Origin of the sequence: Zobellia uliginosa (assembly GCF_900156625.1) — a bacterium.
GTDB lineage: Bacteria > Bacteroidota > Bacteroidia > Flavobacteriales > Flavobacteriaceae > Zobellia > Zobellia uliginosa.
Genome location: NZ_FTOB01000002.1, coordinates 303341 through 316984, shown reverse-complemented (window position 1 = coordinate 316984; position 13644 = coordinate 303341). Strand labels below are relative to the sequence as shown.

Genomic DNA, 13644 nt, shown 5'->3' with positions numbered 1-13644 from the left:
AATTGTATTAAAATTCGATTTGAAGTCCGGTTCGTATTTGAGAGCTTACGGGGTAGGTACCCTTGTCAATACCTCTCGTACTAAGACCGTTATTACCGACCTCTGGATCGTATCCGTCATATTTGGTAAACGTAAGTGGATTCTGGGCGGCTACATAAATCCTGAACTTTGTAATCCCCAATTTTTCCGTGTAATCCCTAGGAATAGTGTAACCCAAGGAAATATTGCGTAGCCTTACAAAGGTGCCATCATCCAACCAATAGTCCGTCTGTCCCCTGTAATTGTTATGGGTGGCATTTCTGTTAACAGGAATATTGGAAGTGTTGTTCTGAGGTGTCCATTGGTATACCATATCTTGATGGTTCCCGAGCTTGTACGCCAAGGCTTTATTTCCATTTATAATTTCGGCCCCAAAGGATCCGTACCATTGCATGGAGAAATCAAGTGATTTGTAATAGGCGGAAAAATTAAAGCCCATTTCAAATTCAGGAGTACCGCTTCCCATATACTGTCGATCATTGATATCAATGGTTCCATTATTATCAAAATCAACATATTTTAAATCCCCCAATTTGGCATCGGGGACGATTTTCTGATATTCCGCTAGTTCTTCTTCATTTTTAATGGTCCCATCGGTCTCTACCAAAAAGAAGGCCCCTCCTTCATATCCTTCTGCCAAGGCAGAGATTAAATCTTGATCGTTATCATGTCCGGAGATACTACTATCATCAAAATAAATGATTTTGTTACTACCGCTCATTTTGGTGATGACGTTGTCATTCTTGGTATAGGTAAGTCCTGCATTCCACGAAAATTTACCGGAGTGGCGATAGTTCATGGCAAACTCCACACCCTTATTGGTCATATCCCCAACATTCAAGGTCACCTCGGCATTTGTTCCACCCCCTGCAGTTGGCGGTAACAATACGGGAAACAACATATCTTCCTTTTTAGTTTCATAGAAATCTCCCGAAAAGGTCAACTTGTTATCAAAAAAGCCCAAATCAAAACCTCCGTTCAATGAAACCGAAGTTTCCCAACTTACCAAAGGATTTGCAAAGCCCGTTTGGATAGCTCCCAGAACCAGGTTCTCATTTTTATCGGCCCCAAAGACATAATCATTATCTAGAGTAATGGTTGGCGTATAGGTATAATCGGTGATACCTTGGTTACCTGCGGTTCCCCTACTTCCTCTTAATTTAAACGAGGAAACCGTATTTTTGATGGGATCCCAAAACCCTTCATCCGACACGTTCCATCCTGCGGATACAGAAGGAAAAACTCCCCAAGGTTCTTCTTTGAATTTAGAAGACCCGTCCCTTCTTACAAATGCGTTCAAAAGGTATTTTCCCTTGTAGTTGTACTGAAGTCGTGCCAACATACCGATCAATGTACTTTCCCTATTCTGCGTCCATGGATTAGTACCAGATCCCACATTGGGGTCGGACGTAGCTCCATTTAACACCGTAATATCGTTGGAAGCCAGATCGCTCTTTTCCGCAAAAAATTGGGAATAGGTATATTTTTCGGAAGAATAAACACCCGTAAAGTTTATGTTATGATCTCCAAAACTTTTATTGTAGTTTATAATACTCTCCAAAGTAGACTTCTTCGCCAACAAACTCAAGTTTCTGACTTTTGAACGCTGGGTAGAAACTTCTGAACCATCGTCTCGGTAAGCAATAAATTTAGGATTGATGGTTATTCTTGTACCATTATCATAACTCGACGCCACCCTTGTTGTAAATTTAAGATTATCGGTAATATTATAGGTGGCACTTAAATTACCATCAAAATACTGGTTTTCTTGATTGTCTTCTTGCAAGAACTGGTAGCCGAGATAAGAGAGATTGTTAGCACCTGATCCATCACCGGCATTTTCCAATACGCTGGTGCTCGGATCGAGAATAGGCTGATACGCATTGTACCCAATGGCATTTCTCAAAAGGCCCCATGGCTCATACTCCCTATCTTCTACCCTAAATGAGATAGCCGTAGAAATATCCCATCTACCTTTTTTAAATTGGGTATTGGCCCTTACATTGAATCTTTCATATCCAGATTTAATTACTACCCCTTCTTGGTCGAAATAGTTTCCCGTTACGTTATAGGTGAGTCCGTCTTTACCCCCTGAAAGTCTAAGGCTATGGTTCTGGATCGGTGCCATATCGTTCTCTACCACATCCATCAAATTAGTGTTATTGGTAAGGAAATGCGGACTCTGCTCTATGGTCGTCCATGTGTTACCATACCTTCTATCGCTCAAGGCGGCAGATTGAACAAAAGTGGCATACAGTTTATCCTCTACGTTCAATAGTGGGGTTCCAGAAGTAATATTCTGTAGACCGTAATAACTGTCTACGGCAATTTTCATTTGACCTTCCTTACCCTTCTTGGTGGTGATCAAGATAACCCCAGCGGCGCCACGAGTTCCGTAAATCGCTGCAGATGCGGCATCTTTCAGAACATCGATGGTCTCTATTTCGTTAATACTCAACCTAGGATCACCTTCAAAAGGAATTCCATCTACCACATAAAGCGGTCGGTTAGCTCCATTGATCGAGGTAAGCCCCCTAATCTGAACGTTAGCCTCCGCTCCCGGAGATCCTGAACTTGCCGTTACGTTTACCCCGGCTATCTGACCTTGTAATGCGGCACCTATATCGGAAGTTGAAGTTTTCATTAACTCTTCCGACTTCACTTGCGCTACCGCACCGGTCAATTCCTTTTTCTTTTGGGCACCGTACCCTACTACCACCACTTCATCAAGTTCAGATACGTCTTCCTGTAAAATAACGTTTAGGGTTTTATTCCCTTTTATAGCTACCTCTTTGGTCTTAAAACCGATATAACTAAAGACCAAGACGTCACTAGATTCCGCCTTTATGGAATAAAGACCATCAAAATCGGTTACAACCCCATTGTTGGTCCCTTTGACCACGACACTAACTCCAGGTAAGGGCGCATCATCGGCCGATACCGTTCCACTTACTGTTTGAGATTGCGCGGCCACTGTACTTATACAAAAGACCAAGAACAACCCCATGCGAAAAATGTGGGATTCGAAATGAAAAATGTGTTTGAAATTCATATAGTTTCTTGTTAAATTTTAAATGGACATAGTGAAATAAAAAATAAGAGGGAATCTTAGCCCTAAAGTCATGTAAGCAAACCTGACTTAAACGGTCTCCTTGATAAAAAACTAGTGACCAATACCCCGTCTATAGATTCATATGTTGAGCTATTATTCTATTTTACGGACGGGCTCGACCTAACCAAATTTTTAATTTTCTATCGAGGTGTAAGATTCACGGTATTGAACACCTATTCAAAAATGGAATCAACATTATGTCCGTTGTGATTTTTTTTGAATACACGCAGAGGAACACCCAATAGATTGGGTGGTGCATGGTTAGAAGGAAAGTGATTTTTACTTTTCATAATACGAGTTGGTTTAAAATGAGTGAAGTTTATTTATTGAATTATCAATTAAGAGCATCATTAATTTCCATATACCCTTTAATTGATGCCCAAAGTAGAGATATTGTTAATTTACTCCTAAAAATAACGCTTGACAAAAACTTGACAAAACCAATTTATTCGTCAATTACACCGCTGCAACCCCCTATTTTACTTTACTTTTCGTAAGTGTTAAAAGAAACTACAACTTGACAAAATGGCCAATTTTTAAAATGTTAAAATAGAGGGGAACAAACCACAAAGAAGAGGGGGTAAATACGCATAAATAGGAATGACACCGCTCACGAATCCTCCCATATACACCGTCTTTTACCTTTTTTTTTAACTCTTGTTCAACTCCGCTTTTTTTTGCCTTCTATAACTCCAAAAATGGAATATAGGAGCCTTTGTAGTTTGAATAGAACAAATGGTTTTGAGTATAACATATGATCAAAACAGAAGGATCGGGACCCAAAAATGGAGACGAAAAAATCTACGGCAACTCCTTTTCTTCGATTCTAGAAAAGCAGATGCCGTAGCCAATAAAACAATAAGTACATTTTATTTTCAGAAAGTTAGCTTGAAAACAAAGGCATGTTTCCCTACAGGTTTCTTTGGCAAGTAGATATATAGACCGTCAGGTTTTCTATCAAACTTCAGTTTTTCAGAAGACCCAAGTAGCTCAATGGATTTGATTTTCTTGTCAAGCCGTTTGCTATCCTTGCCCAGTGTTCTAATAACAGTCTCACCAGAACTCGGCCAATCTAGTTGTATGGCATATAGCGCATCGCCTTTTACCGTAAAACGGATATCATCTGCCGTGTTATCAGGATTCTTTCGTTCACTTAAATGCCCTTCGACCACACGGGTTGATCCTTCGCCATATACATGCCAGGGGCGTGTACCATAGATAGCCTCCCCATTTTGTTTTAGCCACTCCCCTATTTCCAATAAACGCTCTTGTACCGGAAGGGGAATTTCACCATTTGCCTTAGGGGTAATATTCAATAGAAGACAACCATTTTTACTTACCACATCTACCAAAAAGTCGATAATACGATTGGCCGATTTATAATCGGGATTACTGATGTGGCTCCAGGCCTTCCAATCGATAGAATCATCGGTCAACCATGGAAAACTCTTCATTTCGCTCATCCGCGCCCGTTCTACATCTAAAACGGCCGTACCCTTGGCAAAATCATAAAATTTATAGGTAGCTACTACCTCTTGGTCGTTCTTTAGCGCGTGATTGTAATAATACGACAGGAACTCCTTTCTATAAGCTTCATCAATAACATCCATCTTATTATCGAACCATACCAAATCAGGATTATAATTATCAATGATCTCTTTGAGTCGTGCCAACCATTCTTCGTTAAACTTTTTATCGCCAACAGGATAGTAGCGTTTTACGCCTTCGTCAATTTCTTTAGTACGATACGGATATTGAAAATCGCCTTTTTTTAATTTCGGGCCATAGAGATCGGCATATTGTGGGTCGGCGGCATCGGTCGATTCGTCCCATGTAGGAAACCATCCGAAGAGCCACTGTCGATGGTAGGTAGCAATGAATTTCATGTCGCGTTTTCTGATTTCCCGGGCGAGCTCTCCCATTATATCGCGCTTCGGCCCCATATTTTTAGCATTCCAACGTGTGAGCTTACTATCCCACATGGCAAAGCCGTCGGCGTGTTCCGATACTGGCCCGGCAAATTTGGCGCCAGCCTTTTCAAAAAGATCGGCCCATTCCGCCGGGTCGAACTTTTCGGCCTTGAACATGGGTATAAAATCTTTATAACCAAACTCATTTAAAGGACCATAGGTTTTTATATGGTGCTCATAAAATCGTTTTCCCTGTTTGTGTTCGGGATTGTTCGGAGAAGTATACATCCAATGTGAATACCATTCGTTTTCATACTCCGGAACCGAATAAGGCCCCCAATGACAATAAATACCGAACTTCGCATCGCGAAACCAATCTGGGGTTTTATACTCCTTTAGAGACTGCCAATCGGCCTCATATCTTTTCTCTTGTGCGCCGCCCCAATTTCCGGCGAGTAGCAATACCAAAACAAAATAAATCCTTCTCATTTTTCCTAAAATTTATATCAAGTTTATGCTTCCCTCAAAAAGAGGGAAATATTGGTAACCGAAAATTACGGCTTTTTACCTCCAATACTAAGAAATAGGGTACCTATACCTACTTGTAGAGTTCATGTATAGTATAATTTACCAGTAAATATAGGTCAAATCCCCACCCAACATTCTTTAATCCACCTGATTTCGCACTTTTTTGTTCGCTCAAATCAAGCTATCCTTTTAAATTATAGAATTAAGATAAAAGCATATCATTTTATTACCGAAACTACTATACAGGTGACATTTTTGCAAAATTGAAATTCTTTACAAACCTGGTTTTGGCCAAAGCGAAGGCCTCGATAATTTTGAAAAATGCAAGAAATTAGTTACACTTGACCCTACACTACCCAATAATCATCCATTATTTAAGAATTGTTTATTTACGATTAAAAGCCCTAGCTTTCGATACGATTGAAAGAAGACAGTATTAACAAATTATAGAACTGAATGTTATTATCAAAAAGACTTAGCCCTACTCACGGTCTTGTTGTTTTATCACTCCTGATTAATTTTTCTCTTCGAGCCCAAGACTCCTCCATTCCTGAAAGTACGCCTGTCCCCATAACAACTGAGCTCGATAGCATTGAACAAGACAGTGTTATTGTTGCTATCCAAAACGAGATCGATGCCTTTCTCAAAGCAGGCGAATCGACAAAGGCCCTCTATACCTTGATCAAGCTTACCGAAGAATATGGCCACCGGGCCGATTACGCCAAATCGTACGAAACCGCCTGGAAAGCCCTTAGTATAGCCGATACGAACGATAACCAAGTGGTTAAATCGCATATTTACCGAAGGCTTGGCGCTATGTACAGCTTTAGTAAAAGAAAGGATGAGTCTATAAAATATTTGCAACTGTCATTAGATATCATCAAAGACCTTGTCAAGAAAGGAAGAATGAAGGAGGAGTATCTTTTGAACCACTACTATACCTTCACTTACACCTATCGAGGTCTGGAAGAGCCTAAAATGGCAAAAAAGTATTTAGATAGCTGTTATATCTATTATAGCGAAAAGCAAGAACAAGTATACATGCCCTATATAAAGTTTGAAGAAGCTTATGTGCTTCAGGAGGATGGGAAATATGGGGAAGCTGAAAAAATACTAGAAGAAATTGAACCGTGGTTTCAAGAAAACGCTCCTTCATACCTTGTGCTGGTATATGCCTACTGGGCCGTAATTTATAAAAAGACCGGACAATTGAAAAAAGCAGCATCTTATTACCATAAGGCGCTTGATATTTCCGACCAACACAAGAGCCATATGGATTTCACCCCATACATTCATGAAAAATTGGCGGAAATCTATAAACTCTCGGGCAATTACAAGGAAGGCTACAACCATCTATACAAGGCAAAAGCGCTAACCAGTGTATTTTTCGACGGTAGGAGTAAAAACAATATTTCCTTAATGGAAATCAAAAACGAATATAGGCTCGAAAAAGAACGTCAACAAGAAATCATTAGGCAGCAACGTATGGAAAAATTGGAGCAGCAGGATAAAATCTTGATGCTTCAACGCATTATATTGGCCACTTCGCTCATATTCGTGATAGTCATTGGTTTCGTCTATGTAAAGCACATACGTTCAAAACACAGGGCCGAAAAACGATTGATAGAAAAAACCAAGGCCCTTGAAATGCAGAAAGCGAACGAACTTCTGGAAACCAAAAATAAAGAGTTGGCGGCGTCTACACTTCAGCTGGTCGAAAAAGAAGAATTTTTAAAAAAGCTCAAAACCGAATTACAAGGCGAGGATGGCAGTGTAAAAATCTCTGAAATCAATAGGGTCTTGAAGTCGATTTCAGCGGGTAATGCGAACAACTGGGAAGAATTCAAACTTAGGTTTACCGATGTGAACAAAGACTTTTACAAAAAGCTCAACAGCACCTACCCCAACCTGAGCCAAACCGACCAAAAAATCTGTGCCCTGATCAAGCTCAACCTTAGCAGCAAGGATATGGCACGGCTATTGGGAATCTCAACAAAGTCGGTACACACCACACGACATCGTTTACGTAAAAAAATGGGGCTACAACGCAGCGACAACTTGGAAGAGCTCATTGCTTCACTATAAGCCACAATTGAAATAAACACTATTTTTTTTTAGGGAAGGAGCACCGCCCATTTTTAATTGAACCAATATTTTATCGTATCAAAAGGGCAATGGCCGCTCCGATGGGTTAATTTTGTGCATCTATTTTTATCCCGATAAAAAAACACCCTTATGAAAGCCAAAAGCTCGATATGGATATTAATGGGGCTACTGTTCCTTATTTCCGACCTAAGCGCACAAGCCCTTACCCGACAAGAAGTGCGCGATACCATGCAACACATACCGTGGTTCACGATACATAAAGACAATTATTTCATTACCGGCGTACCCTCGAACAAACCGATCAACAGTTCAACCGCCGATGCCAAGTACCAAATCAGTTTTAAACAGATTATTACCCGAAGCATGCTGCCTTGGGAAACCTACCTCTATTTGACCTATAGCCAAAAAGCGTTTTGGGATATTTATAAAGATTCATACCCGTTCAAAGAAATCAACTTTAACCCTACCATAGGCGTTGGGAAGGCATTTTACGATTCAGATGACAGAATTAAGGGTCTGGCCAGTTTGGTGTTCGAACATGAATCAAACGGACGTGATAGTATCTTTTCCAGAAGCTGGAACCGTTTGAGCCTTCAATACTCTACCTTGTTATCAGAAAGGACCATGCTTCACGTTAAAGCCTGGTTGCCCTACGGCTATAAATCAGGAAACCCCGATCTTATCGATTATGTGGGCCTAGGGGAAGTAAGCCTTTCGCACGACTTTATACGCGACAGGCTTATATTTGAAGTCAAACTCAGAAAGGGTCTAAGCAACGACTTTAAAGGAATGATACGAAGCCGCCTACATTACAGACCTTTCAAGCATAGCTCCAACCAATACATAATGCTTGAATGGTTCAGTGGTCATAGCGAAAACCTTATCGACTATAAACAATACCATAGCATGCTACGGATTGGCTATGTCATAAAAACCAATGAGTTCGACATCTTAAAAAGAAATCGTAAAAGACCTTGACCTTGTTATATAAAACAGCCCCTGGTCAGGGGCTGTTTCATTACAGGATTTCATTACGAATTTACCTTACGTCTTCCAAGGTTTTTATGGCCTTCAAGTCATCTAGCAACCAATCTCTCTGCTTTCTGATTACTGCCGCCGCTTTAAGGGGCAGATGGGTGTCTGCCAACACCTCGTTGTATTCATCTATGGCCGCCTTGTCTCCTCGAATGGCCTCTTCCAACATGGCCCTATCATCGTTACCAGAAAAGAAAGTCCTTACGTCCATCCATGCTCTATGCAAGGCTCCGGTCACGCTTCCTTCTACCTCTTCCCTTGTTTTCAATGCAGGGGTTGCCGCCTTTAACTCCAAAAGAAAATTTCGCCTTTCGATCGCCTTATTTTGGAAATAGCTTTTTAGTCCGATTTCTTTGGAGTTTTCCACAGCCTGATCATATCCTTTTATCGCGTCTTCATTCTTTTGCATAATATCATTTATACTTTCTTCAATCTCCTTTATATCACTATTCATATTTTCATTTTTAGCGGTAACTCTAATGCCTACCGTTTGGCATGTTCTCAATTTATACATTATGGTCGATTCCGATCAACTCATAAACATACCATATGAACGTAAAAAAATCACTGGTACTAGGCCACGCGTTTACTATGGGTCAGCTTCACTATACAGATATAATCTTCATTTTCCAGCTTGCATTCACCCAAACGTTTCATTTGGGCCTCGGTCGCGATATACTCGAAAAAATCATCGTTAAGCAAGACGCCTATTTTGCTTAAATCGGTTATCCCCCTAAAAAGGGTTTTCCCCGTATTCTTGGAAATAATGGTGTACTTATAACTAAAATCGTTCATCTTTCTTCTTTTTTAATTTAACCTTCGGATTTACTTTTTCCCAAAAGGGGCCAACGCCCTATCAGAGTGCATATCCGTTGAAACCTCTGCCAAATATAACTTGTGATGAAAATTGAAATGAACCCTTTTCAATGCAATTTGAACTTGATTGAGCATCCATAAAAAAGGGTACACCTGCCTAGTGTACCCTTCTTATTTCTATCGCGATCGTAATTTTAAAAAAACACTAAGAACGCTGAACGTCTTCGAGTAGAAAATCCTCTACCGGGCGTTGATGTTCTTTATGGAGTACCGAAATATCGCCAGTGGTTTCAAATACCACTGCTTTTACTTCCGAGAGCTCGGTTATATTGGCCTCTCTTAATTTGGCCCGTAAATCGGACTTTGCAACCCGGCCTTTTCGCAGGTTTTCCTCTAAAATAATCGCTCCGTCCATGAGCAATAATGGAGTGTTGTCCATCATTTTTTTCACCATGTCGTTCCTTCTGGCCAAGGCCGCCCCCATTTGTAAAAGATATACGGCCACTATACCTACAATCCCATCCACCAGGCTTACCGATTTTGAAAGAATGGTAGTGGCAATTATGGAACCCACGGCTACGGTCATGGCAAAATCGAAACTCGACATTTTTGAGAAACTACGCTTTCCGCAAATACGGGTCATGATAATTACGGCCGCATAAATACCGACCGCCGACAGACCTATTGCGAAAATGGCATCCCATGAAAATTTAAACCACTCCTCCATACTATTCTTTATTTAACTGATTCAAGATCTTTCTAGTTCAAGTCACAATTGATCATCCAATTGATACCGTAACGATCCGTGAAACGTCCGAAAAGGGCATTCCATTCGCGCTCCCTTAGTTCATGGTGTATACGTCCTCCAGCGGAAAGCTTCCCGTACAGTTCCTCGGCTTCGTTTTTATCGTTCAGGTCAATGCTTAGGTGTATCTTGGTTCCTTCCGTTAGTGGCGTGTCGGGTGCGGCGTCATAGGCCATAAAATGTATTCCCTTTCCTTTTAACTCGGCATGTTGCAAGCGATCGCGATACGATGCGGGTAAATCTATTTTCTTATCGGCGTAGGTCTGTCTATTCTTGATTTCGGCCCCAAGGGAATCGGCATAAAAATTAAGGGCTTCCTGACAATTACCGTCAAAGGCTAAGTATGCTTGTGTCTTCATGTTATTGCGTTTTAAAGTTTAGGCCAATTTACTTGGAGTCTTCCATTATGATCGATTACATCGCACTTATCCTTAACACAAAAAAATGTGTAGGTTATCGCCCTACCATCCTACCTTATTACTATATAGGGGCCATTGGAGCCTCGAAACCGTCCCCTTTCCGCCAAAATTAAACCATGTCCGTTCCAAACGAAGAAGACACCCGAGCATCATGGGCAATTGCACTAATAATGTTTTTTTTACAGCCAAGGAAATTCTCCCCACACCGATAATTTTATCACGCTACAAACAAAGCTTATTGAATTATGGAAGGTCTTGAATGTCTTTTGCAAGTTTATGCTATTGGTGAGATACGGTATACCGACAGGGCCCTCGGCTCGAAAAATCCACTTATCCGCACCTTTATGGAGCAATGTGCACTTGATCGTTCCGATTTTATAATGGATATATGGCAAATGGTCATAAGAAAGAAGCAACCTATCGATATAGGTGGCCTACTTGCTTGGCACAAGAATTTATATGGGACGGACTACCTCAACACTAGGCCCTTCTATCATTTGAACATAGCACAGCTTGACCAAACAGCCTTCGAAATTTGTCAATATATGATGCATTCGAACCTTTCCGAAGAACTTATCGCCCTGTTTATTGAGCAGGCCGTAAAGTTAGAGGCAAACCTATTTACGCTAAAGCATTTTTAAATGCTATCACAAGACCGATGCAGGCCTTTGGCGCAACATCTAAGCATTCCCCTATAACACCACTACAAAAATGGACTTATATGAAATCTGAGGACACACACAAAACAGTATCGACCCGTAAAGACGAGCAACTTAAAAAGCACAGGGTCGATTATTCAAATCAACCTTTGACCACAAAACAAGGTTTAAAAATAAACGACACCAATAATTCATTGAAATCGGGCCCAAGGGGAGCTACCCTTTTAGAAGATTTTCTTCTTCGGGAAAAGATCCACAATTTCGACCACGAGCGCATTCCCGAACGAATTGTTCATGCTCGGGGGAGTGGGGCCCACGGCTATTTTGAATTATACGATAGTATCGAAGCATACTCAAAGGCAGGTATTTTTACCGATACTTCCCGAAAAACGCCGGTTTTTGCACGTTTTTCTACCGTTGCAGGCTCAAAAGGCTCTACAGATTTGGCGAGGGATGTACGCGGCTTTGCCGTAAAATTTTATACAGAGGAAGGCACTTGGGATTTGGTCGGCAACAATATGCCCATTTTCTTTATTCAAGACGCCATGAAGTTCCCCGACCTCATTCATTCGGTCAAACCCGAACCCAATAACGAAATCCCACAAGCGGCATCGGCACACGACACCTTCTATGATTTTGTTTCGCTTACACCAGAAACCTTACACAACCAAATATGGGTAATGAGCGACCGCGCCATTCCGCGTAGTTTACGTATGATGGAAGGCTTCGGTATACATACCTTCAGATTGATCAATGCGGAAGGAAAAGCGCATTTTGTTAAATTTCACTGGAAACCAAAACTTGGGGTACACTCGGTAACTTGGGACGAAGCTGTAAAAATCAGTGGGGCAGATTCCGATTTTCACAGAAGGGATCTATGGGAAGCCATTGAGGCAGGACACTATCCCGAATGGGAATTAGGACTACAAATAGTTGCCGAAGAAGATGAACATAAGTTCGATTTTGACCTTTTGGACCCTACCAAACTTATTCCCGAAGAAATGGTAGCTGTTACCATAATCGGGAAAATGGTACTGAACCGCAACCCTGAAAATTTCTTTGCGGAAACGGAACAGGTCGCCTTCTTGCCGGGCAACATAGTGCCCGGTATAGATTTTACGAACGATCCCCTGTTACAAGGTAGATTATTTTCCTACCGAGATACACAGCTCTCTCGATTAGGAACGCACAATTTTCATCAAATCCCCATTAACAAACCCATTGCCGAAGTTCGAAACAATCAGCGCGACGGGCATATGCAGACCGAAATCCCAAAAGGGCGTACGGCCTATTTTCCAAATTCCATAGGTGGCGGATGCCCCTACCTCTCCACAGTTGCAGAAGGTGGTTTTGATTCTTACCAAGAGCGTATTGACGCTAAAAAAATAAGAACGCGCAGCGAAAGTTTCAACGACCATTTCTCTCAACCTGCTTTATTCTACAGAAGCCTTAGCGATTGGGAAAAGGAACATGTAATAAGTGCATACTCCTTTGAACTGGGTAAATGTGAGATCGAGCATATCAAAGAGCGAATGCTATACCTAATCGACCAAATCGATTCGAGCCTGGCGGAAAAAGTAGCTAAGAACTTAGGTATGGAAGTCCCTTCTTCTATTGAGAAACCGATCAATCAAGCCATAGGTGCAGATGCCGATGTCGAGGCCCAGCAACCCACGGAGAAGAAAATCTACCTAGATGAGTCGCCTAAACTGAGTCAGGCCCATACCACCTTCGACTCAATAGCAACAAGGCAAATCGCGGTTCTCGTAGGTAATGGCTTTCGCATGAGCGAATTCAAAATTGCGAAGGATGCCCTTGAAAAAGAAGGGGCCGTGGTAAAGTTGATCGCTCCACATGGGGGTACGGTTACATGCGATGAAGGTATGGAACATCAGGTTGATGCCGCAATCATGACTACGGAAAGTGTACTATTCGATGCCCTTTATATCCCCGGAGGAAAACCATCTATTGAAGCCTTAAGGGCACAGGCCAAATTCACCAAATTCGTAAACGAAAGTTACAAGCACTGTAAAGCCATTTCGGTAAGTGGTGAAGCCGAAGATTTTCTAAAACACACGGCCATAATCGATATACGTGAAGACGAGGCCATTTTTGTCAATGAAAATCCGATAGGCTTTATAAAAGCGATAGCCCAACACCGAAATTGGAAAAGAAGGGAAAAAGCGGAAAACATACCCGCTTAAGTTGAACGTCT

General features: G+C 41.4%; 10 protein-coding genes. 4 read left to right on the top strand and 6 right to left on the bottom strand.

Annotation, left to right across the window (positions count from 1 at the left end):
* Positions 1 to 7 precede the first annotated feature (7 nt).
* The gene (locus BW980_RS06130) at positions 8 to 3091 is read right to left on the bottom strand and encodes a SusC/RagA family TonB-linked outer membrane protein (RefSeq protein ID WP_083690378.1); all 3084 of its coding nucleotides are present in this window, start codon (positions 3089 to 3091) and stop codon (positions 8 to 10) included.
* Positions 3092 to 4026: 935 nt separating this feature from the next.
* Positions 4027 to 5550, bottom strand: a complete 1524-nt coding sequence (locus BW980_RS06125; protein WP_076454063.1) for an alpha-L-fucosidase — start codon at positions 5548 to 5550, stop codon at positions 4027 to 4029.
* Positions 5551 to 6045: 495 nt separating this feature from the next.
* On the opposite strand from BW980_RS06125, the gene BW980_RS06120 reads away from it, so the two are divergent.
* Together BW980_RS06120 and BW980_RS06115 are read left to right on the top strand one after the other, a co-directional pair.
* The gene (locus BW980_RS06120) at positions 6046 to 7674 is read left to right on the top strand and encodes a hypothetical protein (protein ID WP_076454062.1); all 1629 of its coding nucleotides are present in this window, start codon (positions 6046 to 6048) and stop codon (positions 7672 to 7674) included.
* 150 nt (positions 7675 to 7824) lie between these two features.
* Positions 7825 to 8673 (top strand): phospholipase A, encoded by an 849-nt coding sequence (locus BW980_RS06115; RefSeq protein WP_076454061.1) that lies wholly within the window; start codon positions 7825 to 7827, stop codon positions 8671 to 8673.
* Between the two features lie 61 nt (positions 8674 to 8734).
* Here BW980_RS06115 and BW980_RS06110 read toward each other — a convergent pair whose 3' ends face one another.
* From BW980_RS06110 to BW980_RS06095, 4 genes are all read right to left on the bottom strand, one after another.
* Positions 8735 to 9184: a ferritin-like domain-containing protein gene (locus BW980_RS06110; RefSeq protein WP_076454704.1), complete on the bottom strand. Its 450-nt coding sequence runs from the start codon at positions 9182 to 9184 to the stop codon at positions 8735 to 8737.
* A 119-nt stretch (positions 9185 to 9303) separates the two neighbouring features.
* Positions 9304 to 9525 (bottom strand): hypothetical protein, encoded by a 222-nt coding sequence (locus BW980_RS06105; protein ID WP_076454060.1) that lies wholly within the window; start codon positions 9523 to 9525, stop codon positions 9304 to 9306.
* Between the two features lie 226 nt (positions 9526 to 9751).
* Complete coding sequence (locus tag BW980_RS06100; protein WP_076454059.1) at positions 9752 to 10273, bottom strand: DUF421 domain-containing protein; 522 nt, start codon at positions 10271 to 10273, stop codon at positions 9752 to 9754.
* A gap of 32 nt (positions 10274 to 10305) precedes the next feature.
* Positions 10306 to 10710 carry a VOC family protein gene (locus BW980_RS06095; RefSeq protein ID WP_076454058.1) on the bottom strand — a complete coding sequence of 135 codons (405 nt, stop codon included), beginning with the start codon at positions 10708 to 10710 and terminating at the stop codon, positions 10306 to 10308.
* A 305-nt stretch (positions 10711 to 11015) separates the two neighbouring features.
* On the opposite strand from BW980_RS06095, the gene BW980_RS06090 reads away from it, so the two are divergent.
* Both BW980_RS06090 and BW980_RS06085 read left to right on the top strand, forming a co-directional pair.
* Positions 11016 to 11411: a hypothetical protein gene (locus BW980_RS06090; protein WP_076454057.1), complete on the top strand. Its 396-nt coding sequence runs from the start codon at positions 11016 to 11018 to the stop codon at positions 11409 to 11411.
* 80 nt (positions 11412 to 11491) lie between these two features.
* Complete coding sequence (locus BW980_RS06085; RefSeq protein ID WP_076454702.1) at positions 11492 to 13633, top strand: catalase; 2142 nt, start codon at positions 11492 to 11494, stop codon at positions 13631 to 13633.
* The last annotated feature ends 11 nt before the right edge of the window (positions 13634 to 13644 follow it).

Excerpts from the sequence above, each read along its gene's own strand:
- BW980_RS06090 (WP_076454057.1), top strand. The coding sequence starts at position 11,016 with ATGGAAGGTCTTGAATGTCTTTTGCAAGTTTATGCTATTGGTGAGATA.
- BW980_RS06095 (WP_076454058.1), bottom strand. The coding sequence starts at position 10,710 with ATGAAGACACAAGCATACTTAGCCTTTGACGGTAATTGTCAGGAAGCC.
- BW980_RS06105 (WP_076454060.1), bottom strand. The coding sequence starts at position 9,525 with ATGAACGATTTTAGTTATAAGTACACCATTATTTCCAAGAATACGGGG.
- BW980_RS06115 (WP_076454061.1), top strand. The coding sequence starts at position 7,825 with ATGAAAGCCAAAAGCTCGATATGGATATTAATGGGGCTACTGTTCCTT.
- BW980_RS06085 (WP_076454702.1), top strand. The coding sequence starts at position 11,492 with ATGAAATCTGAGGACACACACAAAACAGTATCGACCCGTAAAGACGAG.
- BW980_RS06120 (WP_076454062.1), top strand. The coding sequence starts at position 6,046 with ATGTTATTATCAAAAAGACTTAGCCCTACTCACGGTCTTGTTGTTTTA.
- BW980_RS06100 (WP_076454059.1), bottom strand. The coding sequence starts at position 10,273 with ATGGAGGAGTGGTTTAAATTTTCATGGGATGCCATTTTCGCAATAGGT.
- BW980_RS06125 (WP_076454063.1), bottom strand. The coding sequence starts at position 5,550 with ATGAGAAGGATTTATTTTGTTTTGGTATTGCTACTCGCCGGAAATTGG.
- BW980_RS06110 (WP_076454704.1), bottom strand. The coding sequence starts at position 9,184 with ATGAATAGTGATATAAAGGAGATTGAAGAAAGTATAAATGATATTATG.
- BW980_RS06130 (WP_083690378.1), bottom strand. The coding sequence starts at position 3,091 with ATGAATTTCAAACACATTTTTCATTTCGAATCCCACATTTTTCGCATG.